The 25845-nt window shown below is 67.3% G+C and carries 23 protein-coding genes and 4 tRNA genes; 9 read left to right on the forward strand and 18 right to left on the reverse strand.

Going from position 1 to position 25845, the window contains the following annotated elements:
• The 5 genes from AC06E7_RS18715 to AC06E7_RS18735 form a co-directional block, all read right to left on the reverse strand.
• Positions 1-318 (reverse strand): GTP-binding protein (locus AC06E7_RS18715; RefSeq protein ID WP_478065591.1); only part of this gene is annotated, 318 nt, incomplete at its 3' end.
• 40 nt (positions 319-358) lie between these two features.
• Positions 359-434 (reverse strand) — tRNA-Thr (locus AC06E7_RS18720).
• 47 nt (positions 435-481) lie between these two features.
• Positions 482-555: transfer RNA gene (locus tag AC06E7_RS18725), tRNA-Gly, on the reverse strand.
• A 38-nt stretch (positions 556-593) separates the two neighbouring features.
• Positions 594-679: transfer RNA gene (locus tag AC06E7_RS18730), tRNA-Tyr, on the reverse strand.
• 138 nt (positions 680-817) lie between these two features.
• Entirely contained in the window at positions 818-1828 is a 1011-nt protein-coding gene (locus AC06E7_RS18735; protein ID WP_478065592.1) for an isoaspartyl peptidase/L-asparaginase family protein, read from the reverse strand.
• A 231-nt stretch (positions 1829-2059) separates the two neighbouring features.
• Between AC06E7_RS18735 and AC06E7_RS18740 the strand changes: the two genes are divergently transcribed.
• Entirely contained in the window at positions 2060-4795 is a 2736-nt protein-coding gene (locus AC06E7_RS18740) for a TonB-dependent receptor plug domain-containing protein (RefSeq protein ID WP_478065593.1), read from the forward strand.
• Between the two features lie 864 nt (positions 4796-5659).
• On the opposite strand, the gene ychF is transcribed toward AC06E7_RS18740, so the two are convergent.
• From ychF to AC06E7_RS18780, 8 genes are all read right to left on the reverse strand, one after another.
• On the reverse strand, positions 5660-6751 hold the full coding sequence (gene ychF, locus AC06E7_RS18745) for a redox-regulated ATPase YchF (RefSeq protein WP_478065594.1): 1092 nt from the start codon (positions 6749-6751) through the stop codon (positions 5660-5662).
• Positions 6752-6803: 52 nt separating this feature from the next.
• Positions 6804-7382: an aminoacyl-tRNA hydrolase gene (gene pth / locus AC06E7_RS18750; protein WP_184124884.1), complete on the reverse strand. Its 579-nt coding sequence runs from the start codon at positions 7380-7382 to the stop codon at positions 6804-6806.
• A gap of 81 nt (positions 7383-7463) precedes the next feature.
• On the reverse strand, positions 7464-8081 hold the full coding sequence (locus AC06E7_RS18755; RefSeq protein WP_217538809.1) for a 50S ribosomal protein L25/general stress protein Ctc: 618 nt from the start codon (positions 8079-8081) through the stop codon (positions 7464-7466).
• A 113-nt stretch (positions 8082-8194) separates the two neighbouring features.
• Positions 8195-9154 (reverse strand): ribose-phosphate diphosphokinase, encoded by a 960-nt coding sequence (locus tag AC06E7_RS18760; protein WP_038692467.1) that lies wholly within the window; start codon positions 9152-9154, stop codon positions 8195-8197.
• A gap of 134 nt (positions 9155-9288) precedes the next feature.
• A tRNA-Gln gene (locus AC06E7_RS18765) sits at positions 9289-9365 on the reverse strand.
• Between the two features lie 9 nt (positions 9366-9374).
• Positions 9375-10244: a 4-(cytidine 5'-diphospho)-2-C-methyl-D-erythritol kinase gene (gene ispE / locus AC06E7_RS18770; protein WP_184124880.1), complete on the reverse strand. Its 870-nt coding sequence runs from the start codon at positions 10242-10244 to the stop codon at positions 9375-9377.
• Positions 10241-10900, reverse strand: coding sequence for a lipoprotein insertase outer membrane protein LolB (gene lolB / locus AC06E7_RS18775; RefSeq protein ID WP_184124878.1), 660 nt, complete (start codon positions 10898-10900; stop codon positions 10241-10243). Before lolB ends, ispE begins: the two co-directional genes overlap by 4 nt.
• On the reverse strand, positions 10897-12582 hold the full coding sequence (locus AC06E7_RS18780) for a tetratricopeptide repeat protein (RefSeq protein WP_478065595.1): 1686 nt from the start codon (positions 12580-12582) through the stop codon (positions 10897-10899). The genes lolB and AC06E7_RS18780 overlap by 4 nt, the downstream gene beginning before the upstream one ends.
• Before the next feature lie 64 nt (positions 12583-12646).
• Between AC06E7_RS18780 and hemA the strand changes: the two genes are divergently transcribed.
• Genes hemA through ppk2 form a run of 4 tightly spaced genes read left to right on the forward strand, consistent with a single transcriptional unit; the run spans position 12647 to position 17543 of the window.
• Positions 12647-13930 carry a glutamyl-tRNA reductase gene (hemA, locus tag AC06E7_RS18785; protein WP_478065596.1) on the forward strand — a complete coding sequence of 428 codons (1284 nt, stop codon included), beginning with the start codon at positions 12647-12649 and terminating at the stop codon, positions 13928-13930.
• Entirely contained in the window at positions 13908-14993 is a 1086-nt protein-coding gene (prfA, locus tag AC06E7_RS18790) for a peptide chain release factor 1 (RefSeq protein WP_217538806.1), read from the forward strand. Before hemA ends, prfA begins: the two co-directional genes overlap by 23 nt.
• Positions 14990-16699, forward strand: a complete 1710-nt coding sequence (locus AC06E7_RS18795) for an O-linked N-acetylglucosamine transferase, SPINDLY family protein (protein ID WP_478065597.1) — start codon at positions 14990-14992, stop codon at positions 16697-16699. The genes prfA and AC06E7_RS18795 overlap by 4 nt, the downstream gene beginning before the upstream one ends.
• 52 nt (positions 16700-16751) lie before the next feature.
• The gene (gene ppk2, locus AC06E7_RS18800) at positions 16752-17543 is read left to right on the forward strand and encodes a polyphosphate kinase 2 (protein WP_478065598.1); all 792 of its coding nucleotides are present in this window, start codon (positions 16752-16754) and stop codon (positions 17541-17543) included.
• 356 nt (positions 17544-17899) lie between these two features.
• On the opposite strand, the gene AC06E7_RS18805 is transcribed toward ppk2, so the two are convergent.
• Both AC06E7_RS18805 and AC06E7_RS18810 read right to left on the reverse strand, forming a co-directional pair.
• Complete coding sequence (locus AC06E7_RS18805; RefSeq protein ID WP_478065599.1) at positions 17900-18457, reverse strand: TlpA family protein disulfide reductase; 558 nt, start codon at positions 18455-18457, stop codon at positions 17900-17902.
• The gene (locus AC06E7_RS18810) at positions 18454-19728 is read right to left on the reverse strand and encodes a YihY family inner membrane protein (protein WP_184124866.1); all 1275 of its coding nucleotides are present in this window, start codon (positions 19726-19728) and stop codon (positions 18454-18456) included. The genes AC06E7_RS18805 and AC06E7_RS18810 overlap by 4 nt, the downstream gene beginning before the upstream one ends.
• A gap of 72 nt (positions 19729-19800) precedes the next feature.
• Between AC06E7_RS18810 and wrbA the strand changes: the two genes are divergently transcribed.
• The 3 genes from wrbA to AC06E7_RS18825 all read left to right on the forward strand — a co-directional run bounded on the left by wrbA (position 19801) and on the right by AC06E7_RS18825 (position 21309).
• Positions 19801-20391 (forward strand): NAD(P)H:quinone oxidoreductase, encoded by a 591-nt coding sequence (gene wrbA, locus AC06E7_RS18815; protein WP_478065600.1) that lies wholly within the window; start codon positions 19801-19803, stop codon positions 20389-20391.
• Positions 20388-20723 (forward strand): DUF2069 domain-containing protein, encoded by a 336-nt coding sequence (locus AC06E7_RS18820; protein WP_217538802.1) that lies wholly within the window; start codon positions 20388-20390, stop codon positions 20721-20723. Before wrbA ends, AC06E7_RS18820 begins: the two co-directional genes overlap by 4 nt.
• A gap of 100 nt (positions 20724-20823) precedes the next feature.
• Positions 20824-21309 carry an asparaginase domain-containing protein gene (locus tag AC06E7_RS18825; RefSeq protein ID WP_478065601.1) on the forward strand — a complete coding sequence of 162 codons (486 nt, stop codon included), beginning with the start codon at positions 20824-20826 and terminating at the stop codon, positions 21307-21309.
• A gap of 91 nt (positions 21310-21400) precedes the next feature.
• Here the strand turns inward: AC06E7_RS18825 and AC06E7_RS18830 are convergent, their stop codons facing one another.
• From AC06E7_RS18830 to sufT, 3 genes are all read right to left on the reverse strand, one after another.
• Positions 21401-23140: a S8 family peptidase gene (locus AC06E7_RS18830; protein ID WP_447784246.1), complete on the reverse strand. Its 1740-nt coding sequence runs from the start codon at positions 23138-23140 to the stop codon at positions 21401-21403.
• Positions 23141-23576: 436 nt separating this feature from the next.
• Positions 23577-24674, reverse strand: a complete 1098-nt coding sequence (locus tag AC06E7_RS18835; protein ID WP_093534546.1) for a branched-chain amino acid aminotransferase — start codon at positions 24672-24674, stop codon at positions 23577-23579.
• 31 nt (positions 24675-24705) lie between these two features.
• A complete protein-coding gene (gene sufT / locus AC06E7_RS18840) occupies positions 24706-25257 on the reverse strand; it encodes a putative Fe-S cluster assembly protein SufT (RefSeq protein ID WP_068849396.1) in 552 nt (183 codons plus the stop codon).
• A 117-nt stretch (positions 25258-25374) separates the two neighbouring features.
• On the opposite strand from sufT, the gene AC06E7_RS18845 reads away from it, so the two are divergent.
• Complete coding sequence (locus tag AC06E7_RS18845) at positions 25375-25794, forward strand: hypothetical protein (RefSeq protein WP_068849394.1); 420 nt, start codon at positions 25375-25377, stop codon at positions 25792-25794.
• Positions 25795-25845: the final 51 nt, after the last annotated feature.

The raw sequence follows: 25845 nt of genomic DNA on the forward strand, positions 1-25845 counted from the left end.
ACAGACCAGGATCGCGCCGTCCATCTGGGCAGCACCGGTGATCATGTTCTTGACGTAGTCAGCATGGCCCGGGCAATCGACGTGGGCGTAGTGACGGGTCGGGGATTCGTATTCGACGTGTGCGGTCGAGATCGTGATGCCACGGGCCTTTTCTTCCGGCGCGGCGTCGATCGAGGAATAATCCTTGAACTCGCCACCGAAGCGCTCGGCACCGATCTTGGTCAGTGCGGCGGTCAGCGTGGTCTTGCCGTGGTCGACGTGACCGATGGTGCCGACGTTGACGTGCGGCTTGGTGCGCTCGAACTTACCCTTGGCCATGGCTGCTTATCTCGAAATCGTCTGAATGGTGGCACTAAGATGGTGCTCACGAAAGGAATCGAACCTTCGACCTCCTCCTTACCAAGGAGGTGCTCTACCGACTGAGCTACGTGAGCGAGTTTTGAATTATGGCACGAATTTGAATATATTCAAATCCATTCAATGGAGCGGGAGACGGGGATCGAACCCGCACCATCAGCTTGGAAGGCTGAGGTTCTACCATTGAACTACTCCCGCATCGGAAGCTCTTGCCACAACTTGAAACTGCATGAAACTGGTGGAGGGAGGTGGATTCGAACCACCGAAGGCGTAAGCCAGCAGATTTACAGTCTGCCCCCGTTGGCCGCTTGGGTATCCCTCCTTACCACCCTGTCCCGTGGCGCCGAAGCGTTTTCGGTGTGGGGTGGAAGAGCCGTGAATTTTGGGGGTGAATGCGGGTTCTGTCAACAACCTTTTTGAAATTTTTCACACGAATCGCAATTTGCCCTGACAACGCGGGCTATTGGCCCGGAAGCGTCAGCGTTTCGTCCGCGAAGATCGCCACGTGCGGCACGCCGTCGGCACCAATCCAGCCGCGATACATGCCCTGTGTATTGAACGGCGTGGCGGCACGGCCATCAGCCCCCAGCACGATCGCACCACCATCGCCGCCCAGCGCGGGAATGCGCGTATTGATCACCTCGCGCCCGGCCTCTTCCGGGCCCTGCTTCAGGTACTGCATGCGCGCGCAGATGTCGTACGCGGCGGCCGTGCGGATGTAGTACTCGCCCCAGCCGGTGCCGGACACCGCACAGGTGGCGTTTGCATAGGTGCCGGCGCCAATGATCGGTGAGTCGCCCACCCGCCCGTAGCGCTTGTTGGTCATGCCACCCGTGGAGGTGCCGGCGGCCAGGTGGCCCTGGCTGTCCAGCGCGACGGCACCCACGGTGCCGAAGTGGCGGGCCGTTTCCAGATCGGCATGGGCCTGGCCGCTGGCCTCTTCCTTCAGCGCCTTCTGCAGCTGTTGCCAGCGCTTTTCGGTGCGGAAATAGGACGGATCGACCAGCGCGATGCCCTGGCTCGCGGCGAAGGTCTCGGCACCCTGGCCCACCATCATCACGTGCGGGGAGTGCTGCATCACCGCTTCGGCGAGGAGGATCGGGTTGCGCACGCGCTGCACGCCGGCCACTGCGCCGGCCTTGAGGCTGGCGCCGTCCATCAGCGCGGCATCCAGTTCGTTGCGCCCGTCATGGGTGAACACCGCGCCCTTGCCGGCATTGAAGGTCGGATCGTCCTCGAGCACGGTGATGGCGACGGTGACCGCGTCCAGCGCCGGCTTGCCGGCTGCCAGCGCCTGGTGGCCCTTGATGAGCGCCTGGCCCAGTGCCGCGCGCGCCGCCTTTTCCTCGGCCGCCGAGAGATCTTTGCGCTGCACCCCTGCCCCACCATGGATGACCAGCACCGGTTCGGCGGCCAATGTGAGGGGGCTGAGCAGGCACAGGGACAGCAGGAGGGCGGATCGACGGGACATGGCGATGACCGGAGCGGGTGAACCCCCATCATGCCCGCGCCGCACGCCCGCCTGCATCGGCCGAAAGCCATACAGGCCGTGGCTGGGGCCGGAAATCGGCTTCAGCCCCTTCCTGAAGATGAGGCAGTGGTGAACAGCGTAAAAAAGGCGTTAAATGCGCGCCGTCCGTTCACCGAATGTGAATGGGGGTCGCGGCCTCCCCTGAGGCCTACTTTCTTGTTGGGAATTCTCATGCGTAAACAGGCGATGGCGTGGTCGATCCAGCTGGCGTTGATGGGTGTGGCCGCAACCGCGGCGGCGCAGGCCCCGGCCACCGGGGTGCAGCAGCTGGACACGGTGCAGGTCACCGGCTCGCGCATTCCGCGCGCCCAGGTTGAAGGCCCCGCCCCGGTGACGGTGATCACCGCCGAGCAGATCCAGGCCAGCGGTTTCACCAGCGTGCCGGACGTGCTGCGTTCGATGACCCAGAACGGCGGCGAGACCCAGAGCCAGCAGTCCGCCAGCGGTGCCGATTTCTCACCGGGCGCGCAGCAGGTCGACCTGCGCGGGCTGGGGCCGAACCACACCCTGGTGCTGGTCAATGGCCGCCGGATTGCCGACTTCCCGATGCCGTTCCAGGGCCGCAGCAACTTCACCGACGTCTCCAACATCCCGCTGGGCATGATCGACCGGATCGAAGTGCTGACCGGCAGCGCGTCGGCCATCTACGGCTCGGACGCGATCGCGGGCGTGGTCAATTTCATCCTGAAGAAGCAGGTCGATGGCACCACGGTGGACGTGCGCATGGGCACCACCACCGAAGGCGGTGGCGAGTCGTTCGACATGAGCATCGCCAGCGGCTTCGATTCGGGCAGGTTCAGTGCGGTATACAGCCTGGAGCTGCAGTCGCAGACCCCGCTCTGGGCCTATGAGCGCACCCAGCAGGATTCCACCCTCGACGCCCCCACCGAAAGCGCGCGCGCCGCGCGCCGCGCTTACCTGCGCACGGATTACAACGACGATTACCTGGACCCGGGCCAGGCCACCTGCGATGCGCTGGCCGGACAGAACAAGGGCAGCACCTACTACGCCGAGCGCGCGCGCTATGGTTTCTATTGCGGCAGCGACCGCTCGATCGGCTACGGCACGATCCTGAGCAAGCGCCGTGGCGCCAACGGCTACGCCTCGCTGCGCCATGGCTTCGAGAATGGCGCGGAGTGGTTCGCCGACGTACAGCTGGGCTACCACGACATCGCGCTGATGCGCGACGTGACCCAGTGGGGGCTGATGGCGCCGGATGGCAACGAGGACGGCTACTTCCACAACCAGGCCACCGACCAGGTGGAGTTCTGGCAGCGCCAGTTCTCGCCGGAGGAAATGGGCGGGCTGAGCAACGGCATGATCCGCAGCACCCAGAAGACCTTCAGTGTCACCACCGGGTTCAAGGGCTCGCTGGACGCGGCCTGGGATTACGAGGCCTCGCTGAGCCATTCGCAGTACCAGTCGTCGATCCGCTGGCCGCAGATCATCGCGGCCAAGGCCAACGACCTGTTCCTGGGCCCGCAGCTGGGCGAGGACGACGATGGCTTCCCGATCTACAACGCCGACCCGGCGCGCCTGTACCGGCCGCTGACCCGCGCCGAGTACGATTCGATCGCCGCGCGCACCACCTACACGCCCAAGTCGCGCACCGATACCGCCACGCTGACCCTGACCAACGGCGAGCTGTTCGAGCTGCCCGGCGGCAAGGCCGGCTTTGCGGCCACCGCCGAGTTCGGCAACCAGTCCTACGCGCTCAATCCCGATCCGCTGGCCACGCAGTACTACTACTACAGCTGGAAGGATTCGGACGGCCATGGCAGCCGCAACCGCTGGGCCACCGCGGCCGAGCTGCGACTGCCGCTGCACGACACGCTCAACGTGAGCGTGGCCGGCCGCTTCGACCAGTACCGCTACTCGGGCAACACGATCGGCAAGGCGACCTGGAGCGGCGGTATCGAGTGGCGGCCGATCGATTCGCTGCTGGTGCGCGGCTCGTACGGCACCGCGTTCCGCGCGCCGGACCTGCACTATGTGTATGCCGGCCCGGGCAACGATGAAACCAGTGCCAACGACTACTACGCCTGCGCGGTGGATGGCGCGGACGACTGCTCCGATTACGAGGAAAACCTGATCCGGACCCGCGAGGGCAACCGCCAGCTCGACCCGGAGACCAGCACGTCCTGGAGCGCGGGTCTGGTGTGGTCGCCTGCCGTGGGCCTGGACCTGTCGGTGGACTGGTTCGACATCGACATGCGCGACCAGGTGCAGGACATGGACGTGAGCACGATCCTGCGCGACGAGGCAGCCTGCCGCCTGGGCGATGCTGATGCCAGCTCGCCGACCTGCGTGGACGCCATCAGCCGCGTCACCCGAACCGACGACGGCCGCCTGTACGGGGTGCACGTGAGCCCGATCAACATCGCCCGCGAAACCACCCGCGGCATCGACGTCGGCCTGCGCTACCGCCTGACCACCGGCGTCGGTGATTTCATCCTGAGCGGCAACCACACGTGGGTGCAGCGCCATGATTTCCAGCAGTTCGCCGGGGACGTGGTGGAAGACCAGTTCGCGGTCAACAGCGGCTTCGACATTCCGCGCACCAAGACCAGTGCCAGCCTGACCTGGGAGAACGCTGCGTGGTCGACCACGCTGTACGGTTCGCGGCTGGGCAAGCTGCCGAGCTTCGACAGCTACGACCAGAGCTTCGACTGGGAGAGCGGCGACAGCCCGTGGATGAAGGCGACGTACCGCTACAACCTGTCGGTGCAGTATCGCTTCGATGACCATTCGCGCCTGTCGCTGTCGGTGGTGAACCTGTTCAACAAGATGCCGCCGAAGGACGCGACCTATACGTCGTACCCGTATTACGACGTGTCGTGGTTCGATACCGTCGGCCGCCAGTTGAACCTGCAGTACACGCACAAGTTTGGTGGGTCTGCGCTGTAAGCGCGGGATTGCCTTGCTTGCCTGGATTGCTTGGCGCCACGCTGCGCGGGGCTGCTGTTGGGTTGAGGCGAACAGCCGTTCTGCAACGATCGTCTGGCTTGGCGGGACGGTGCGGGTTTCCGGGGGACGCCGTGAACCCATCCATGGGGGCTTGTAGAAAACATCCATGTTTTCTACACCCCCGGAAACCCGCCCCGACCCGCCTTTGACGGTATGTCGTTGCCATGGGAAACGCGGGGGACGGCCGTTGGCCGCCCGATCATTCCGATCCAATTCATGCGCTACCGGACGCAGATACGTTCACGGCGGTTGTTTGGGAACCAACCCTACCGGCGATGCCGGAGCATGCCGAACAACGGGAATTCCGCTCCTTCCCTGGCCACCTGCCAACTGTCGGGGGCCGGCGGGGGTGGGTTTGCGGGACCGTAGAAAACATGGATGTTTTCTACGAGCCTACAAGGACGTATTTACGGCGTGTCCCGCAAACCCGCACCCGACGGCCCAAGCCAGGTTCGCTCGCAGCGCAAGGCTGTTCGCCCAGATGCGTGAAGCAGCCGGGCAGAGCCCGGCTCTACGGTAGTGGCTTGCGGGTTCTCCACAGGGGTCGTGGAGAGCGGTGGGAGTTAGCTGTGGACAACCCTGCATGAGCCCCGCGCTGCAACGGTCTTGAGTGCGTGGTGATTATTTGTCCAGGCGAACGACAGGTTTTCCACACGCATCGTGGAAAGCCATGGGAGTTTGCTGTGGACAAGTGCGGTGAAGCCTGTCGCACAGCGCTTTCGGGGCGTGGCTAATTATTGTCCACGCCCAAACGCAAACGCCCCGCTCGAGGCGGGGCGTTGCGGACATCAGCGTCGTGTTGAATCAGACGTTGAAGCGGAAGTGCAGGATGTCGCCTTCCTGGACGCGGTATTCCTTGCCTTCCAGGCGCAGGCGACCGGCTTCCTTGGCGCCGGCTTCGCCCTTGTACTTGATGAAGTCGTCATACGCGATGGTTTCGGCGCGGATGAAGCCCTTCTCGAAGTCGGTGTGGATCACGGCGGCCGCCTGCGGGGCGGTGGCGCCCTTGCGCACGGTCCAGGCGCGGACCTCCTTCACGCCGGCGGTGAAGTAGGTCTGCAGGCCGAGCAGCTTGTACGCCGCGTTGATCACGCGGTTGAGGCCCGGCTCGCTCAGGCCGAGGTCGGCCAGGAACGTGTCGCGGTCTTCGTCGTCCAGCTGCGAGAGCTCTTCTTCGATCGCCGCCGAGACCGGCACCACCATCGCGCCCTCGGCCGCAGCGTGCGCGCGCACCGCTTCCATGTGCGGATTGTTCTCGAAGCCGTCTTCCAGCACGTTGCAGATGTACATCACCGGCTTCAGCGTCAGCAGGAACAGGTCGCGCACCAGCGCCTTCTCTTCCTCGTCCAGGCCCACCGAACGACCCGCCTTGCCGTCGGCCAGCGCAGCCTGGAGCTTGGCCAGCACCGGCTTGCGTGCCGCGGCATCCTTGTCGCCACCCTTGGCCGCGCGCTCGGCGCGGTTCAGCGCCTTTTCCACGCTGTCCAGGTCAGCCAGGGCCAGCTCGATGTCGATCGTCTCGATGTCCGAGATCGGATCCACCTTGCCTGCCACGTGGATGATGTCGCCATGCTCGAAGCAGCGCACCACGTGGGTGATCGCATCCACTTCGCGGATGTGGGCCAGGAACTTGTTGCCCAGGCCTTCACCGCTGGCGGCACCGGCAACCAGGCCGGCGATGTCGACGAACTCCACGGCGGTCGGGATGACCTTCTGCGGGTTGATGATCGCCGCCAGTTCGTTCAGGCGCGGATCCGGCACGGGCACGATGCCGACGTTCGGCTCGATGGTGCAGAACGGGAAGTTGGCCGCGGCGATGCCCGCCTTGGTCAGCGCGTTGAACAGGGTCGATTTGCCGACGTTGGGCAGGCCGACGATGCCGCATTTGATACCCATCTTTGACAACCTCTGGGGTGGTAGGCACCGACCGTCGGTCGGTGCGCCGTGGTTATTTCGGGGTGTGCAGGCGCTTCATCGCCTCACTGTAATCGCCACGCACGGCCAGCGGCAGTACGTCGATGGCGTCGTCGATGGCATGCCCGATCAGCACGTCATCGTCCTTGCTGGCACGGCCGAGCACCCATGGCACCACGCGGTCCTTGTGACCGGGATGACCGATGCCGATGCGCAGGCGGTGGAACCTGCCATGGCCGAGCAGGCGGATGGTGTCACGCAGGCCGTTCTGGCCACCGTGGCCGCCATCGAACTTGAGCCGGGCCACGCCGGGCGGCAGGTCCAGTTCGTCGTGCGCCAGCAGGGTTTCCTCGGGCTCGATCTTCCAGAAGCGCTGGGCGGCGGTGACCGACTTGCCACTGAGATTCATGAAGGTGGCGGGCTTGAGCAGCCACACCGGTTGGCCGGCGATATCGACCTTGGCGGTCTCGCCGAACAGCTTGCTGTCCACGCTCCAGCGCGCGCCGGCCTGTGCGACCAGGGCGTCAATGAAACGAAACCCGGCATTGTGCCGGGTCTGGGCGTGCTCGGGTCCGGGGTTACCCAGGCCAACGATCAATCGCAATCCTGTCATCGCTCTTCTTCATCGCTACCGGCGTCGTGCCGGTACATGCAGAAACGGCGCCTGCCCCGGGGGGACAGGCGCCGCAATCACTTACTCTGCAGCAGCCACTTCTTCGTCAGCGGCTTCGCCCTTGCCGTGCTTGGCAGTGACGATGGCGTCGTCGTGGTCCTTGCCCTGGGCCAGGGCAACGATCTCAACGCCCTTCGGCAGCTTGATGTTGGACAGGTACACCACATCGCCAGCCTTCAGCTCGCCCAGGTCGACGTCGATCGACTCCGGCAGGTCCTTCGGCAGGCAGCTGATGGTGACTTCCTTCAGTTCGTGGGTGACCACGACGTCGGCAGCCTTGCCGGCCGGCGAGGTGTCTTCGTTGAGGAAGTGCAGCGGCACCGAAGCGGTCAGGGCCTGGTTCTCATCCACGCGCAGGAAATCCAGGTGCATGATCAGCTGCTTGTGCGGGTGGCGCTGCATGTCACGCAGCAGGACCTTGGTGATCTGGCCGTCCAGGTTCAGGCTCAGGATCGACGAGTAGAACCACTCGTTCTGCTGGGCCAGCCAGGTGGCGTTGTGGTCCAGGCTGATGGCGACCGGTTCGGCGTTGCCACCGTACACGATGGCCGGGATCACACCGGCGTGACGCAGGCGGCGGCTCGCACCCTTACGCTGCAGTTCACGCTTGGTGACCTTGATTTCATGGGTCTTCGACATTTTGCTTCTACCAGTTGTTGCCTTGCCGGAATGGCTTGGCGATGAAGGGCACGTCCGCGACCAGACGTCCCCGGGGCCCTGGCTGCCGTTGCCGGCGGCCAGGAAAAAACGAATCAATCCACGTACAGCGAGCTGACCGACTCGCCGAAGGCGATGCGGCGCATCGTTTCGGCCAGCATTTCCGCCACGCTGAGCTGGCGGATCTTGCTGCACACGCGCGCTTCTTCACGCAGCGGGATGGTATCGGTCACCACCAGCTCGTCGAGCTGGGAGTTGTTGATGTTGTCCACCGCCGGGCCCGAGAGCACGGCGTGGGTGCAGTACGCGGCCACCTTGAGGGCGCCACGCGCCTTCAGCGCCGCGGCGGCCGCACACAGGGTGCCGGCGGTATCGACGATGTCATCGACCATCACGCAGGTCTTGCCTTCGACGTCACCGATGATGTTCATCACGGTGGAGACGTTGGCGCGCGGACGGCGCTTGTCGATGATCGCCAGGTCGGCATCGTCCAGGCGCTTGGCGACGGCACGCGCACGCACCACGCCACCCACGTCCGGGGACACCACGATCAGGTTTTCAGTGCCGTAGGCGCGCCAGATATCGGCGAGCAGCAGCGGCGAGGCATACACGTTGTCCACCGGCATGTCGAAGAACCCCTGGATCTGGTCGGCATGCAGGTCCACCGTCAGGACGCGGTCGGCGCCAACGGCGCTGAACATCTTGGCAGCGACCTTGGCGGTGATCGGCACGCGCGAGGAGCGCATGCGGCGATCCTGGCGCGAGTAGCCGAAGTACGGCACCACGGCGGTGACACTGTTGACCGAAGCGCGCTTGAGCGCATCGATCAGGACCAGCAGTTCCATCAGGTTCTCGGCACTGGGCGCGCAGGTCGGCTGGATCACGAAGACGTCCTGCTTGCGGACGTTCTCTTCGATTTCGACCTGCACTTCGCCATCGGAGAAGCGCGACACCAGCGCCTTGCCCGGTCGCACCCCCAGTTCCTTGCAGATGCTCTGCGCAAGGCGCTTGTTGGCGTTGCCGGAAAATACCAGCAGGTTCGGGTGATCTTGCATCATGACGGTCTCGGGCGGGAGCGATTGGCGGAGAACTCGGCCGCCGGCGCCCGAGGACGTCTGCGGTGACAACACCGCGGCCGTTCAACCGTGTCCGCGCAGCATGCGCATGGAACGCGGTTGGCGTCCGCAAGTGGCAGGGGCGGGAGGATTCGAACCTCCGAATGCCAGGATCAAAACCTGGTGCCTTGGGCCTCTTGGCGACGCCCCTGCATCAAAATCAATAACGCTCGAGTACATCAAGCAGTGGCGAGCGCTCCACGCCCGCAGCCACCCATGCCCGCAGTTCCTTCGGCAAACGCGCCAGGCCCTGCTCTGCAGCAGCGCGCGTGGCGAACTCGACGAAACAACCGCTTCCCGACCCGGTGAGTCGTGCCCGGCCAATCCTGTCCAACGCGATAAGCACTGCCTCGACGGCAGGTTCGCGACGGCGCAGTACCGGCTCGAACGCATTCCCGAGCAAAGACCCGGAAGCGAAGTCCGCTATTTTCGCTACTGGGGCGTCGCGCGTCAAATCGGGACTGGCGAAAAGTGCAGCCGTGGGCACGTGAACGCCGGGGTCGGCGATCACATACCAGGCCGGCGGCAGCACCAGCGGGGTCAGTTGTTCCCCCACGCCTTCGGCCCAGGCGTTGCGGCCGCGCACGAAGACCGGCACGTCCGCGCCCAGCTGCAGGCCCAGGCCGGCCAGCGCGTCTTCGTCCAGACCCGTTTTCCAGAGCGCGTTCAACGCCACCAGGACGGTCGCCGCATCGGAAGAACCCCCGCCAAAACCGCCACCGGCAGGAATGTGCTTTTCGACGGCGATATCGACACCTTGCGCGACGTTCGCATGATTTTTCAGGAGGACCGCAGCACGCACGGCGAGATCATCGGCCTCGGCCACGCCGGGCACGGACGGCCCCACACGACGCACCTGGCCGTCTTCACGCACCTGCAACTGGACCCGGTCGCCCCAGTCCAGCAGCCGGAACACGCTCTGCAGTTCGTGGTAGCCGTCGGCGCGGCGGCCGGTGATGTGCAGGAACAGGTTGAGCTTGGCCGGGGCCGGAAACCACGGCCCACCGGCGTTCAGGTCCAGCGCGCTCATGGGCTGCCGAGCACCCAGCCGTCGACCAGCAGGCGCACTTTGGCGTCGCCATTGACCGCCTCGATCCGCCGCGGCAGCACCGGGCGGTCGCCTTCGGCCGGATACCAGTCCAGGAACTGGATCTCCCAGTCCATCTGGCGGACGCGGCGCGGCCGGCCGTCGGCGTCCCGATCGATCTGCCCGGCGCCGGCCCCTTCGGCGACCAGGCCGCGCACCCAGTCCGGCAACTGGTTGACCGGGATATCCCAGCCGGTGGCCTCCAGCAGCACCTGCTGCGCATCCTCGCCCTGGCGGGGACCACCGTCCACGCCGTCCAGGCGCCCGCTGCGGCTTTCGCTGTCGCCGCTCAGGGTCCAGCTCTGCCGGGTGACGGGCGCGCTCAGCGACACCACGTACTGCCGCGCCTGCTGCTGCCAATCGATGCGACCACTGCCGCCGTTGCGCCCCTTGCTGACCGCGACCCGGCCCTGGAACGACCACGCCGGCTGTGCGCGCAGCGCGTCCACGCGCGCGGCCTCGGCCTGCTGCGCTTCGGTGCTCACGGTGGTCACCACATCGGGGGCGGCCGGGGCCTTGCGCGTGTCCAGTGACACGCAGGCCGACAACGACACGGCCAGGACCGCCGCCAGGGCGGCCTTCACGGGAATCAGGTTCATACGCCGTATTTCTCGATCACGCGCTGCAGCGCACGGTTTTCCGGGTCGAGCTTGCGTGCTTCATCGAAGAAACGGCGGGCCTCGTCCTTGCGGCCGAGCACCCACAGCACCTCCCCCACATGCGCGGCGATTTCCGGGTCCTTGGCCAGCGTCCAGGCGCGGCGCAGCTGCACCAGCGCTTCTTCGTTGCGGCCCAGGCGATAGAGCACCCAGCCGTAGCTGTCGACGATGGCGGCGTTGTCCGGCTCGGCCACGCGGGCACGGTCGATCATCTCCAATGCTTCCTGGTAGCGCGTGGTGCGGTCGGCAAGGGTGTAGCCCAGCGCATTGAGCGCGGCCACGTTCTCCGGCTCGGTCACCAGGATCTTGCGCAGGTCCGCTTCGGCGCGCGGCACGTCATCGCGGCGCTCCCAGGCCAGCGCGCGGGCATACAGCAGCGCGTTCTCGTCCGGGTAGGCGGCCAGGCCCCGGGCCAGCGCGTCCAGCTCACCCGGCAGGTCATCGCCCCGCTGGCGCAGCTCGGCTTCGAGCAGGTAGGCATCGCGCCGCGCTTCGTCGTCGATCATGGCGTCGGACTGGATCGCGTGCACCCCGGCGAAGGCCTTGTCGGTCTGGCCCAGTTCGTACTGTGCGCTGGCCGCACGCAGGCGCGCTTCGGCGCGCTCTTCGCCGCCCGGCACGCTGAGGTACCAGTCCACCGCTTCGGCATGGCGCTTGAGGTATTCGGCGATCTTGCCCAGCAGCAGGCGCTGCGCCGGATCCGGCTTGGTCGCCTGCTTCGAGAGATCGGTATACAGCGCCAGCAGCGCCACATCGTCCTTCTGCTTGGCCAGCAGCGAGGCGCGCATGCCCCAGGTCTGCACGTTCTGCGGACCGACCGCGAGCACGCGCTCGGCCGATGTCGCATCGCCCATGGCGTCGTAGGCGATGGCCACGGCATTGCGCAGCTCCGGGTCTTCGGCGGTGCGCGGCTCCACCGAACGCAGCGCTGCCAGGGCGTCGTCGGTCTTGCCGGCCTGGAACATCAGGCTGGCATTGAGCAGCGCCACGCGCGGCTCACCGGGGAAGCGGCGCACCACTTCATCGACCATGCGCCGGGCCAGCTCGGGCCGGTCCATGCGCATGGCCAGCCGGCCGAATTCCTGCCAGGGCTCGAGCTGGTTGGGGATGGCGTTGTCGTCGACCAACCGGCCCAGCACATCGGCGGCGGCGGCCGGGTCGCGGCCCCCACCGACCAGCGCGGCCAGTGCGAACTTCCAGCCGCGCGGGTCCGGGTCACGCAGCAGGCTGGCCAGCTCGGTCCGCGCGCCCTTCACATCGCCCTTGCGCAGGTCCAGCGCGGCCGCAGCGCTGCGCATGGACAACGAACGGGGCGCGCGCTTCTCCCACAGGGCCAACGCGCGGCTGGCGCGCTTGTCATCGTCGGCGAGCATGGCGATCCGGGTGGCGCGCTCGGCCAGGCCGGCGTCGTCACGGCCCGCCTCGGCGGCCTCCAGGTACCAGCGCGCGGCCTCGGGCAGCTTGCCGGCCTGCAGCGCGAACTCCCCGGCCATGACCGGGGTCAGCGACGCCGGTTCGGCCGTTCCGGCCTTGCCGGCCGGTGCAGCCGGGGCCGCCGCCAGGGCGTTGGCGGTGAACAGGGACAGCAGCAGAACGCTGGAGATGCGAATCAATGCGGGCATCGGGGGCTTCTGGCCTTAAAATGACGACTTGAATGGCCAGCAGCTTATCGCAAGCAACTGAACAATGACCCTGTGGGTGCTCGGACTGAATCACCAGACCGCGCCAGTGGAACTGCGCGAACGCGCGTCCTTTGGCGGCGACGCCCTGCCCCAGGCATTGGCGTCGCTGCGCGATGCCCCGCAGGTGGCCGAGGCGGTGCTGCTGTCCACCTGCAACCGCACGGAGCTGTATGCCGTGGCCGAATCGGGCGAGGCGCTGGCGCAGTGGCTGGAGTCGCACGCCGGGCAGCTGCACGGTTACCTGTACCAGCATGCCGATGCCGATGCGGTGCGCCACCTGTTCCGGGTCGCCACCGGGCTGGACTCGATGGTGCTGGGTGAGCCCCAGATCCTGGGCCAGGTGAAGGACGCCTGGGCGACCGCGCGCGACCATGGCCTGCTCGGCCAGCGCCTGGATCGCTTGTTCCAGCAGACCTTCTCGGTGGCCAAGCGCGCGCGCACCGATACCCGCGTGGGCGCCAACCCGATCTCGGTGGCCTCCACCGCAGTGCGCCTGGCGCAGAACTCCTTCGCGCGGCTGGAAGACTCCACCGTACTGCTGGTCGGTGCCGGCGAAACCATCGAACTGGCCGCCCGCCACCTCAGCGAAGGCCGAGTCCGCCGGCTGCTGATCGCCAACCGCACCCTGGCGCACGCACAGGAGCTGGCCACCCGCCACGGCGGCGTGGCGCTGCCGCTGACCGAGCTGGAACGCCACCTGGGCGAAGCCGACGTGGTGTTTTCGGCCACCGCCGCGCGCGAGCCGGTGATCACCAAGGCGCAGATCGCCGCCGCGCTGCGCTCCCGAAAGCACAAGCCGATGCTGCTGTTCGACCTGGCGGTGCCGCGCGATATCGAAACCGGGGTGGGCGAGCTGCAGGACGCCTTCCTGTACACGGTCGACGACCTGGAGCGCGCGGTGGAGGACAACCGCCGCAGCCGGCGCGAGGCGGCCGCTGAAGCCGAAGCCATCATCGAGCTGCAGGTATCGCGGTTCGTCGAGACCCTGCAGGCCAACGCGCACCAGGCGCCGCTGCGCCAGCTGCGCGCGTACGGCGAAGCCACCCGGGTGGAAATGCTGGACAAGGCGCGCCAGCAGTTGGCCCACGGCAAATCTCCGGAGGAGGTGCTGGAGCTGCTCGCGCATGGCCTGACCAACCGCCTGCTGCACCCGCCGACCGCCGCGCTGCGTGCGGCCGCGCTCAGCGGCGATACTGAATTGACCCGCGCCGCCGAGCGTCTGTTCCCGGCCAAGCCGGGCTACCAACACCCTGCCGTGAGCAACGATGACGCCGACCCTGCGCCGTAAGCTGGAAGCGCTGGCCGAACGCCGCGAAGAACTTGAACGCCTGCTGGCCGACCCGGATGTGGTCGGCGACAACGAGCGCTTCCGCAATTTTTCACGTGAATTCGCCCAGCTGCAGCCGATCGCCACGGCGCTGGACGACGAAGCGCGGGCGTTGGCCGACCTGGCCGCCGCCGAAGCGATGCGTGCCGACCCGGACCTGCGCGAGCTGGCCGAGGAGGAAATCACCGCCGCGCAGGATCGCCTGCAGCAGCTGGACCATGACCTGGCGCTGCTGCTGGTGCCGCGCGATCCGCGCGACGATGGCAACCTGTTCCTGGAAGTGCGCGCCGGCACCGGCGGCGACGAGGCAGCGATTTTCGCCGGCGACCTGTTCCGCATGTACGCGCGCTATGCCGAGCGCCAGGGCTGGAAGGTGGAGATCGAATCGGACAGCCCCGGCGAGCATGGCGGCTACAAGGAGATCGTGGCGCGCGTGGTCGGCCGCGGCGCCTATTCCAAGCTCAAGTTTGAATCCGGCACGCACCGCGTGCAGCGCGTGCCGGCCACCGAGTCGCAGGGCCGCATCCACACCTCGGCGGCCACGGTGGCGATCATTCCCGAAGCCGACGAGGTCGATGAGATCGTCATCAACCCGGCCGACCTGCGGGTGGATACGTTCCGCTCGTCCGGCGCCGGTGGCCAGCACGTCAACAAGACCGAATCGGCCATCCGCATCACCCACGTGCCCAGTGGCGTGGTAGTGGAATGCCAGACCGAGCGCAGCCAGCACGCCAACCGCGACAAGGCGATGAAGCGCCTGAAGGCGCAGCTGCTCGATGCCGAGCGCAGCAAGCAGGCGGCCGCCACCGCGGAAAGCCGCCGGCTGCAGGTCGGCAGCGGCGACCGCAGCCAGCGCATCCGCACCTACAGCTTCCCGCAGGGCCGGATCACCGACCACCGCGTGGAAGGGCTGACCCTGTACGACCTGCCCAACATCATCGCCGGTGAGCTGGACACGCTGGTGGAGCGGCTGATTCACGAACACCAGGCCGATGAACTGGCCCAGCTGTCCGCCGGCGCGTGAGCATGGACCCGCAGCGCGAGCAGCTGCGCAGCGCGGTGCAGCGCCAGCCGCAGGACTTCATCGCCTGGGTGATGCTGGCCGACGCCGAGCTTGAGGCCGGTGACACCGCTGCCGGCGATCACGCCGCTACACGCGCGTTGCAACTGCGCCCCGGCCACCCCGAAGCGCTGGCCCGGCTGGGCCGCACGCGCTGGATGCAGGGCCGCCATGGCGAAGCAGCCACGCTGTTGCGCCAGGCCGCCAACCTGGTCCCGGAGCACCCCGGCATCGCACTGTGGCTGGGCCACGCGCTGGAAGACGCCGGCCAGCCCGAAGCCGCTGCCGATGCCTACCGCCACGCGCATCGGCTGCTGCCCGGCGAGCCTTACATCACCGCCCAGCTGCTCAACTGGCAACGCCGGCTGTGCGACTGGCGCGAACTCGAACCGCTGTCCCAGCAGGTGCGCCAGGCCGTGGCGCAGGGCGCGGCGGTGGTGGAGCCGTTCGCCTTCCTCAGCGAAGACGCCAGCGCCGCCGAGCAGCGGGCGTGTGCGCGGCAGCGCGCTGCGGGCATTGCCGAGGGAGTGCGTGCGCTGCCGCCTGCGCAGGTCCGCCGCGAGGGCCAGCTGCGCGTGGGTTTCCTTTCCAATGGCTTCGGCGCGCACCCGACCGGGCTGCTTACCGTGGCGCTGTTCGAGCAGCTGCGTGCGCTCGGCGCGCTGGAGCTGCATCTGTTTGCCCTCAACGCCGATGATGGCAGCGCGATCCGCGCGCGCCTGCAGGCCGCTGCCACTGCACTGCATGACGTGTCGAGCCTGCCGCACGCGGCGATCGCCGCGCGGATCCGCGCGACCGGCATCGATGTGCTGTTCGATCTGCGTGGCTGGGGCGGCGGTGGCGCGCCGGCGGTACTGGCGATGCGCCCGGCCCCGGTGCAGGTGAACTGGCTGGCGTATCCGGGCACGTCGGGCGCGGCGTGGATCGACTACGTGCTGGCCGATGACTACGTGCTGCCTGCCGCGCTGACGCCGGCCTTCAGCGAACAGGTCCGGCGCCTGCCCCGCGCGTTCCAGCCCTCGGACAACACCCGCGTGCTGGAGCCCGCGCCAGGCCGCGAGGCCTGTGGCCTGCCCGCGCAGGGCGTGGTGTTCTGCTGCTTCAACAACAGTTACAAGCTCAACCCGCGCAGCATGCGCCGCGCGTTCGCGGTGCTGCAGGGCGTGCCGGGCAGCGTGTTGTGGCTGCTGTCCGGGCCGGGCAATGCCGATGCGCGGCTGCGCACGGCGGCGCGCGAGGCGGGGCTGGATCCGGCGCGGCTGGTATTCATGCCCAAGCTGCCGCACCCGACCTACCTGGCGCGCTACCAGCAGGCGGACCTGTTCCTGGACACGCACCCGTACAACGCGCATACCACCGCATCCGATGCACTGTGGGCCGGCTGCCCGGTGCTGACCTGCCCGGGCGCGACGTTCGCGTCGCGCGTGGCCGGCTCGCTCAACCATCACCTGCAGCTGCCGGCGATGAACGCTGCCGACGACCGCGTCTTCGTGGAGACCGCCATCGCGCTGGGCAACGACCCGCAGGCGCTGGCAGCGCTGCGCGCCACCCTGGCCCAGCGGCGTTCGGACACCGGCCTGTTCGACATGGCCGGGTTCGCCCGCGACTTCAGTGCCGAGGTGCAGGCGATGGGGCGTTTGCATGGCTGGCAGGATGCACACGCGGGCTGACTACCCATTGCGCTAGGCTCGGGCTTCTTCTGTCAGCCGGAATCCCGCACCGATGGGCAAGCTCAAGCGCAAGGCGTACCAGGCACTGCTTGAACCGATGCAGCTCGAACTCACGGCGATGGCGCGTTGGGCCCAGCACACCGGGCAGCGCGTGCTGGTGATGTTCGAGGGCCGCGATACCGCCGGCAAGGGCGGCGCCATCCAGGCCATCGCCGAGCACCTCAACCCCCGCCAGTGCAGGGTGGTGGCGCTGCCCAAGCCGACCGACCGCGAAAGTACCCAGTGGTACTTCCAGCGTTATGTGTCGCACCTGCCCGCTGCCGGCGAGATCGTGCTGATGGACCGCAGCTGGTACAACCGGGCCGGGGTCGAGCACGTGATGGGCTATTGCACCGAGGCCGAGTACCACGCGTTCCTGGCGCAGGCGCCGGTGTTCGAGAAGCTGCTGGTGGACGATGGCATCCTGCTGTTCAAGTACTGGCTCACGGTCGACCAGGTGCAGCAGGAGAAACGCTTTGCCGAGCGCCACGTGGACCCGCTCAAGGGCTGGAAGCTGTCACCGGTGGACCTCAAATCGCGCAGCAAGTACAGCGCGTATACCGAAGCGCGCGAGGCGATGTTGCGCGCGACGCATCGGGAAGAGGCGCCGTGGACGCTGGTGGACTTCAACGACCAGAAGCGCGGGCGGCTGGGATTGATCCGCAACCTGCTGGATCGCCTGCCCGATACCAGGGTGGACGATCCCATCCCGGACCTGCCGCCGCTCAAGGGAAAACTGCACAAGGAACAATACGCGGCATTGAAGCCGATCAACCTGTCACCTCATGACTCCCAGGTTGATTGATCCCGATCCTGATGGGCTCGTATGAATTCGTAGCGCCGGCCGTTGGCCGGACACCGCGCGCAGCGCGGCCCACGTATCCGCAGCCGGCAAAACGCGGCTCCGGTAATCCGTCCGACGCTTGGACGATCCGAAGCCGACGGTAGCGCCGGCCGTTGGCCGGCCGCTTTTCGCTCCGGCTTCATGAACGCCCGACAGACGGCTTCGGAACCTGTAAACCCCGGCGTGTTGGTCGCGAGCGTGGCGCAACCGTCTCCGGACACTTGGGCCGCGCTGCGCGCGGTGTCCGGCCAACGGCCGGCGCTACGAATTGTTACGTGGCGTTCGCGGATCGGGATCAATCAACCAAGGGCAAATCGTCAATGCACAATCGCTTCGATGTCCGCTGCGGTGACCGGGCCCAGGAATTCCTTGGCGACCTTGCCGTCCGGGGCGATGAGGTAGGTCAGCGGCAGGCCGCGCGGCACGGCGAAGTCTTCCGGCGGGTTGTAGGTGTCCACCAGCACGATCGGGTAGGTCACCGGCAGCTTCTGCAGGAACGCCTTCATCTCCTCCGGCTCGATGTCTTCGTAGGCCAGGCCGACCACTTCGATCTCCTCGCGCATGGCATGCAGTGCCGACAGCTCCGGCATTTCCTTGCGGCACGGCGCGCACCAGGTCGCCCAGAAGTTCACCACCACCCATTTGCCGCGATGTGCGGCCAGGTCGTAGGTGGTTCCGTCGAGGGCGGGCAGCACCAGCCGCGGCTGCGCCACGGTTTTGCGCTCCAGGTCGGGCGTGGCGCGGTCGGCGGCCGGGGCGGCCGGTTCTGCTGCGGGGGCCGGCGCCGGGGCGGACGCCTCGGGCTGCGGTGCCGGCTTGTTGCAGCCGGCCAGGGCGAGCAGGCCGACGGCCAGCAGCAGGGGCTTGAAGGTCATGGGGTGTCTCCAGACGGGGAATAGATATCGCTGACGCGGCGCTTGAGCAGCTCGCGCAGCGGCAGCCGCAGGGCATCCAGCGCCGCCACCGAGGCGGTACCGAGGCTGTCGTCGCGGTAAGGCAGGTAGGCTTCCTTGACCGGAATGCGCAGCTGCGTGGATTCGTAGAGGTCGGCCAGGGTGAGCCTGTCCAGGTCGCGCGACAGCAGCCATTGGCCCTGCTCGTCTCGGCGCACCACCCGGATCGCTTCCAGGTCGCAGAGCATGCTCTGCAGGAGCGAGTCGGTCAGCATCGGCTCCAGCCCCAGGATCTCGTCTTCATCCAGCCCGCGTCCGTCCATGCGCGCCTGGTGGAAGCGGCCGATCAGGCGCAGCAGGCCATACAGTTCGTAGCCGGTGGGCAGGCGCAGGTCCGCCGGCTGGTAGCGGAACGCGGCGATCGACGAGGCCAGCGAGGCACCCAGCAGCACCGAGACCCAGCACAGGTAGATCCACAGCAGCAGGATCGGCACGAAGGCCACCGTGCCGTAAAGCTTCTGGTAGGACTGGAAGCTGCCCAGGTAGGCGCCCATGCCCCACTTCACCAGCTCCAGCATCACTGCCGCGAGGATCGCGCCGGGAATGGCATGCCGCCACTTCACCGTGTGGTGCGGCACCACCCGGTAGACCAGCATGATGCAGACGAACTCGATCAGGATCGGCGCCAGGGTCAACGACGCATTGGCCAGCAGGCGGCCTTCACTGGTGCCGAACAGCGGCAGCGCGAACACGCGGGCCGATACGGCCAGCGACGCGGCCGCCAGCATCGCGCCCAAGGTCAGCACGGTCCAATAGACCAGGAAGCGGGTGAGCTTGGGCCGCGCCGAACTGACCCGCCAGATCTGGTTGAAGGTCTGCTCGACGCTGTTGAGGGTGATCAGCAGCGACACCACCAGCGCGATGAAGCCGGCGGCGGTGAGCTGCCCGGCACTGGCCGAGAACTGGCGCAGGTAGCCTTCGGCCGCGCGCGCGGCGTTGGGCACGAAGTTGGAGAACACGTAGTCGCTGAGCGTGTCGCTCCAGCGGTCGAACACCGGGAACGCCGAGAGCACGCCGAACACCACGATCGCCAGCGGCACCAGCGCGAACACGGTGGTGTAGGCCAGCGAGGCGGCGGCCTGGAACAGGCGGTCGTCGAGGAAGCGGCGCCACAGGAAGCGACCGAAGCTGGCGGTACGGGCGCGATCGCGCACGCGTTCCATCCACAGGTTGAGGGTGTCCAGGGGTTCCATCGTGGCAAGCGTACCTGAAGCCGGGTGGAGGCAATGCCATACTGCGGACAGACTGGACACAACGGAAGCGAGATGGCGGAGATCCTGGTGCTGTATTACAGCCGCGGCGGTTCGGTGGCGCGGCTTGCGCGCCAGATCGCGCGTGGCATCGGCGAAGTGCCCGGCATGAGCGCGCGCCTGCGCACGGTGCCGCCGGTGGCGGCGGTCACCCAGACCGCGCGGCCGCCGGTGCCCGATGACGGTGCGCCCTACGTGAGCGTGGAGGACCTGGCCGACTGCAGCGGCCTGCTGCTGGGCAGCCCGACGCGGTTCGGCAACATGGCCGCGCCGGTCAAGCATTTCCTCGACGGGCTGGGGGCCGAGTGGGTCAACGGCACGCTGGCCGGCAAGCCCGCCGGGGTGTTCACCTCCACCGCGTCGCTGCATGGCGGGCAGGAATCCACGCTGTTGTCGATGCAGGTGCCGCTGCTGCACCACGGCTGCCTGATCGTGGGCATTCCGTTCACCGAACCGGCGCTGAGCCATACCACCACCGGCGGCACCCCCTACGGTGCCAGCCATGTGGCCGGTGCCGACGACAACCCGGTGCCGAGCGAGGACGAAGCGGTCCTGGCGCGCGCGCTCGGCCGGCGCGTGGCCGATATCGCGCGGCGGCTGGGATGAGCCCGCGCGCACAGAAGTGGACGTTGGCCACCGTGCTGCTGGCGTTGGCGGCGGTGTTTGCGGTGTGGTTCGCGCACGACCGGCACTGGCTGGCCAGCCAGCTGGTCTTCACCGCCCCGCCGCTGCTGCTGGCGCTCGGCGTGGTCACCGGGCGGGGCAAGGCGATGTTCTGGGCCGGGGTGCTGGCGCTGTTCTGGTTCAGCCACGGCGTGATGAGTGCCTGGAGCCACCCGGAAACCGCGCACTTTGCCTGGCTGGAACTGCTGCTGGCCCTGGCGGTGATCGGGATCTCCAGCGCGCCCGGCCTGCGCCGGCGTTTCTCGAAGCGTTGAGCGCCTCGCGCGCGGCTGCGGGCGGGCGCCGGCAGCCGTATCATGGGCACCCAGCGCGGGTGTTGCCGCGCGGTACCGCCCGCACTCCAGGAAGCCTGCAATGGAAGAACTACTGATCATCACCACCGGTGGCACGATCGACAAGATCTACTTCGACGACAAGTCGGACTACCAGATCGGCGATCCCCAGATCGGGATGATCCTGCGCGAGCTGGGCGTGACCTTCCGCTTCAACGTGATTCCGATCCTGCGCAAGGATTCGCTGCACATCACCGACGAAGACCGCGAGCTGATCCGCGCCACCATCGCCGCGCAGCCGACCCGCCACGTGCTGGTCACCCACGGCACCGATTCGATGGTGCAGACCGGCCGGGTGCTCAAGAGCATCCCCGACAAGACCATCGTCATGACCGGGGCGCTCAGCCCGGCGCGCTTCCGCGGCTCGGACGCCGAGTTCAACATCGGCTGTGCGATCGGCGCGGTGCAGTCGCTGCATCCGGGCGTGTACATCGCCATGAACGGCCGCATCTGGAACCCCGAACACGTGCGAAAGAACGTCGCGGCGAACCGGTTCGAAGACGCGTGACGCGGTAACCGCGTCACGCGTGGGGCGTGCCGACCAACGGTCGGCACCTACCTCAGGTAGCACCCGACCGTTGGTCGGGTGACCGATCACATCAATACTGCGCGGTCAGGGTCACGCCGGAGAAGGTGCTGTAGGCCTTAACCCGGACGTGCCAGGTCCCCGCAGCCGGGGCGGTGATCGTGCAGGTTTCGTTGTTGCCGCTCAGGTACGGGCGGCAGGTGTACACGGTGTCGGTGGGCGCGCTGCCCGAACGCACGTACAGGTCCGCATCACCCGTGCCGCCGGCGATGGTCACCTTCAGCTGCGAGCGGCCCGACGGCACGGCCACGGTGTAGGCCAGCGATGCACCGCTGGAAGCACCCAGGCCGCTGACCGGCACGTTGTTCTGCAGCGTGCCGGTGCCCGGGTTCGGGTTGGTCCCGCCCAGCGCGGCGGTGACGGCCGCATCCGCATCGACGATGCCCGCACCGCAGCCGCCGCTGCAGGCGCCCGGCAGGGCCCGTGCAGTGTTCTTGAGCAGCGTCTCAATGGCCGCCGGCGACAGCGCGGTGGGCGCGACCGACTGCACCAGCGCGACCACGCCGGCCACGTGCGGGGCCGCCATCGAGGTACCGTTGTACGACGCATAGGACGCAGCGCCCGGCACGGTGGTGCCGCTGTTGAGCGTGGACAGGATCGCCTGGCCAGGCGCCGAGACATCGATGCCGGCACCGTAGTTGGAGAAGCTGGCGCGGGCACCGGCCGAGGTGGTGGCGGCCACCGCGATCACGTTGGCGCAGTTGGCCGGCACCGACGAGGACACGTTGGTGTTGCTGTTGCCCGCTGCCACCACCACGGTGGTGCCGCGCGAGACCGCGCCGTTGATGGCGTTCTGGTAGGTGGTCGAGCAGGTGCCGCCGCCGCCCAGGGACATGTTGATCACTTCGGCCGGGTTGGCATTGGCCGGCACGCCGCTGACGGTGCCGCCGGATGCCCACACGATCGCATCGGCGATGTCGGAGGTGTAGCCGCCGCACTTGCCCAGCACGCGCACCGGAACGACCTTGGCGTTGTAGGCGGTGCCGGCCACGCCGGTGGTGTTGTTGGTCACCGCGGCGATGGTGCCGGCCACGTGGGTGCCGTGCCAGCTGGAATTGGAAGCCGGGTAGCCGGCGCCGCATTCGTTGGCGGCGTACCAGTCGCCTTCGTCGTTGGCATTGTTGTCGCGGCCACCGCCATCGCGCGCCATCGCGGCATCGCTGATGAAGTCATAGCCGGGCAGGATGTTGGCGTTCAGATCCGGATGGTTGGTGATGCCGGTATCGATCACCGCCACCACCACGCCCGTTCCCGTGGCCTTGTCCCAGGCGGGGCGCACGTTGATCGAGGCGTTGCTGGTGCCGAAGCCCCACTGCTCGGACAGGCGGCTGTCGTTGGGCACCAGGGTGGCGTGCATCAGCTGGTCGACTTCGACGTATTCCACGTTCGGATCGGCGGCCAGGCGACGCATCAACAGTTCCGATTCGGCGGCATCCAGCGGGCGGTCGGCCTTGACCACGGTCGGGCCGATGGCCAGCTGGCGCAGCTTCTGCAGGCCCAGCGCGCGCCCCTGCGCGGCAGGAACGGCCTGGGCGGCGGCCTTGAGCGAACTGGCCAGCGCGGTCGGGGTGGCCACGTCGGTGGCGCCGTCCTTGTACTTGACGATGAAACGCTGGTGGGTCGGGGCCGACGCCAGGCCACTCAACTGCACGTCGCCGGCGAATGCCGGCGCCGCCAGGAGCAGGGTCGAAAGCACCGAACCACCGAGTACAACCAAGGCACGCTGACGCAAGCGCTGCGGATCATGAGACATCGGAATTCCCTTCAAGAGTGAGGAGCCGTCGAGGCGGCAAAGGTCGGTCAGATCCGGCGCTATGGAGCGGTGGCTTGGATCGAACCTGGAAGACGGATCGGCTTTCCCCTGCGAAACCGCCCGAACCCGGACGCTAGTGGTTTCGATTCGGCCCAACAATGTTTCAGCCCGCTTTCAGGCTTGTGAAAGTTTCGATCTGAGACTTTTCGGGTCAACGGTTTGTGAATGTGAAGAAACTTCCCCGTGCCGATGCGGTCACGACGGACGCAATTCGTGTCCTGCGTCACTGTCTTGCGCGTCATGGGCAAGACATTGCTTGCGCGTCAATGAGTTGGGTGCGTTTGGATCGTTCAGACCGGTCCTCGGCAGGCGCCGCCCATGAAAAAGGCCCGCCTGTTGCCAGGCGGGCCTTGGGTATCCAACGCGCGTCGAACGATCAGCCGTCCAGGCGCACCAGCCAGCCATGGCGGTCCGGCAGGCGGCCGTACTGGATGTCGGTCAGTTCCTTGCGCAGCGACATGGTCACTTCGCCAGCCGGGGCGGTCAGGTCACCCACCGAGAAGCCCTCGCCCTTGAGCTGGCCGATCGGCGTGACCACCGCCGCGGTCCCGCAGGCGAACACTTCGGCGATCTCGCCCGAGGCCACGCCCTGCTTCCACTCGTCGATGGTCACCTTGCGCTCTTCGACCTTCATGCCGCGGTCGCGCGCCAGTTGCAGGATGCTTTCGCGGGTGATGCCTTCCAGGATGCTGCCGGACAGCGCCGGGGTCACCAGGGTGCCGTCCTTGTAGACCAGGAACACGTTCATGCCACCCAGTTCTTCCAGGTACTTGCCTTCGACCGGATCCAGGAACAGCACCTGCGAGCAGCCCTGCGCCTGCGCCTTCTGCTGCGGCAGCAGCGAGGCGGCGTAGTTGCCACCGCACTTGGCCGCACCGGTGCCGCCCTTGGCCGCACGCGCATATTCGGTGGACAGCCAGATCGACACCGGGGCCACGCCCTTGGCGAAGTACGGACCTGCCGGGCTGGCGATCACGTAGTAGCCGGCCTTCTGCGCGCCGCGCACGCCGAGGAAGGCTTCGTCGCCGATCATGAACGGGCGGAAGTACAGGCTGGATTCGTCGGCCGACGGCACCCAGCTGGCATCCACGGCGATCAGCTGCTTGAGCGATTCGACGAAGATCTCCACCGGCAGTTCCGGCAGCGCCAGGCGCTGCGCCGAACGCTGCAGGCGGCGGCCGTTGGCATCGGGGCGGAACGTCCAGATCGAGCCGTCGGCATGGCGGTAGGCCTTGATGCCTTCGAAGATTTCCTGGCCGTAGTGCAGCACCGCGGCGGCCGGGTCCAGCTGCAGCGGGCCGTACGGGCGCACGCTGGCGTTGTGCCAACCAGTGTCCTTGTCCCACCGCACTTCCACCATGTGGTCGGTGAAGTGCAGACCAAAACCGGGGGCGGCCAGGATGCGTTCACGCTCCTCGCTGCTGCGCGGCTGGGCGGAACGGGTGGTGGTGAAGCTCACGGAAGACTGGGACACCGGAAATTTCCTGTTCTGGTTACGGGTTCAATTACAGCATGCCGGTTTCAAGGCGGGCGGCCTCGGACATCATGTGCTGGCCCCACGGTGGGTCGAACACCAGTTCGACATCGGCTTCGACCACGGTCGGGATCATTTCCAGCTTGCTGCGCACGTCGTCGACGAGGATATCGCCCATGCCGCAGGCCGGCGCGGTCAGGGTCATCTTGACGTCGACCTCGCGCTGGCCGTCATCCAGGTGCTTGAGCTCCACTTCGTAGACCAGGCCCAGGTCGACGATGTTGAACGGGATCTCCGGGTCGAAGCAGGTTCGCAGCTGCTGCCAGACGAGCTTTTCGACCTCCTCGTCGGAGGCGTCGGCGGGCAGTTCCAGCGGCGCGGGCGGTTCCTTGCCCATGGCGTCGCCGTCCTTGCCGGCGATGCGGAACAGATTGCCTTCGACAAATACGGTATAGCTGCCGCCCAGCGCCTGGGTGATGTACCCATAGCTGCCGGCGGGCAAGGTGACCGTTTCGCCCTGCGGGACCATGACGGCCTCGCAGTCGCGTTCGAAGTGGACGGGTTCGCTGCTACGGGAGTACATGTGGATCGATATGGGGTCGCGGCCGATTCCCGCAAGGCGCTCATTTTAGCCCAGTGGCCGGCCACGCGCCGGTCACCCCGCAAGCCGGTATCCTGTGGCGGACCAAAGGAAGAATGCATGCCGCCCACCTCTGCGCCCGCCAGGTCCGCCCACTGGCTCTGGCCCCCGCTGTTGTTGCTAGGAGTTGTCACGGCCACGCTGGCCTGGTTGTTCATCGCGCTGCTGAGTGGCCGCCAGGCAGGCTGGATGGCCGTCCTGGTGGCCCTGGAGCTGGGTTTCATGCTGCGCCTGGGCAACCTGCGCGGCGGCCTGCTGCGGGTGGCGTTGACCCTGCTGGGCACCGTGCTGGTGGCATTGGCAGCCAACTGGGGGATCGCGTCGGCCTACCTGGGCGGGTCGCTGGGACTGGATCCGTGGGAATCAGCGTTGCGGATGGGGCCGTTCATGGCGTTCACATTGGTTCAGCTGGCCAACGGGGTGGCCGAATGGCTGTGGCTGGGGGTGGCGTTGGTCATCGGCTGGTGGATAGCGAGGTAACGTTCGGCGATTGCGTGGGCCGGCCAACGGCCGGCGCTACCGGTCGATTGA

This window comes from Stenotrophomonas sp. Steno-Z4 (genome assembly GCF_056393145.1).

Bases quoted from the DNA above. Each gene is read 5' to 3' on its own strand.
- AC06E7_RS18735 (WP_478065592.1), bottom strand. From the start codon at position 1,828: ATGTCCCGTCGATCCGCCCTCCTGCTGTCCCTGTGCCTGCTCAGCCCC.
- AC06E7_RS18740 (WP_478065593.1), top strand. From the start codon at position 2,060: ATGCGTAAACAGGCGATGGCGTGGTCGATCCAGCTGGCGTTGATGGGT.
- ychF (WP_478065594.1), bottom strand. From the start codon at position 6,751: ATGGGTATCAAATGCGGCATCGTCGGCCTGCCCAACGTCGGCAAATCG.
- pth (WP_184124884.1), bottom strand. From the start codon at position 7,382: ATGACAGGATTGCGATTGATCGTTGGCCTGGGTAACCCCGGACCCGAG.
- AC06E7_RS18755 (WP_217538809.1), bottom strand. From the start codon at position 8,081: ATGTCGAAGACCCATGAAATCAAGGTCACCAAGCGTGAACTGCAGCGT.
- AC06E7_RS18760 (WP_038692467.1), bottom strand. From the start codon at position 9,154: ATGCAAGATCACCCGAACCTGCTGGTATTTTCCGGCAACGCCAACAAG.
- ispE (WP_184124880.1), bottom strand. From the start codon at position 10,244: ATGAGCGCGCTGGACCTGAACGCCGGTGGGCCGTGGTTTCCGGCCCCG.
- lolB (WP_184124878.1), bottom strand. From the start codon at position 10,900: ATGAACCTGATTCCCGTGAAGGCCGCCCTGGCGGCGGTCCTGGCCGTG.
- AC06E7_RS18780 (WP_478065595.1), bottom strand. From the start codon at position 12,582: ATGCCCGCATTGATTCGCATCTCCAGCGTTCTGCTGCTGTCCCTGTTC.
- hemA (WP_478065596.1), top strand. From the start codon at position 12,647: ATGACCCTGTGGGTGCTCGGACTGAATCACCAGACCGCGCCAGTGGAA.
- prfA (WP_217538806.1), top strand. From the start codon at position 13,908: ATGACGCCGACCCTGCGCCGTAAGCTGGAAGCGCTGGCCGAACGCCGC.
- ppk2 (WP_478065598.1), top strand. From the start codon at position 16,752: ATGGGCAAGCTCAAGCGCAAGGCGTACCAGGCACTGCTTGAACCGATG.
- AC06E7_RS18805 (WP_478065599.1), bottom strand. From the start codon at position 18,457: ATGACCTTCAAGCCCCTGCTGCTGGCCGTCGGCCTGCTCGCCCTGGCC.
- AC06E7_RS18810 (WP_184124866.1), bottom strand. From the start codon at position 19,728: ATGGAACCCCTGGACACCCTCAACCTGTGGATGGAACGCGTGCGCGAT.
- wrbA (WP_478065600.1), top strand. From the start codon at position 19,801: ATGGCGGAGATCCTGGTGCTGTATTACAGCCGCGGCGGTTCGGTGGCG.
- AC06E7_RS18820 (WP_217538802.1), top strand. From the start codon at position 20,388: ATGAGCCCGCGCGCACAGAAGTGGACGTTGGCCACCGTGCTGCTGGCG.
- AC06E7_RS18825 (WP_478065601.1), top strand. From the start codon at position 20,824: ATGGAAGAACTACTGATCATCACCACCGGTGGCACGATCGACAAGATC.
- AC06E7_RS18830 (WP_447784246.1), bottom strand. From the start codon at position 23,140: ATGTCTCATGATCCGCAGCGCTTGCGTCAGCGTGCCTTGGTTGTACTC.
- sufT (WP_068849396.1), bottom strand. From the start codon at position 25,257: ATGTACTCCCGTAGCAGCGAACCCGTCCACTTCGAACGCGACTGCGAG.
- AC06E7_RS18845 (WP_068849394.1), top strand. From the start codon at position 25,375: ATGCCGCCCACCTCTGCGCCCGCCAGGTCCGCCCACTGGCTCTGGCCC.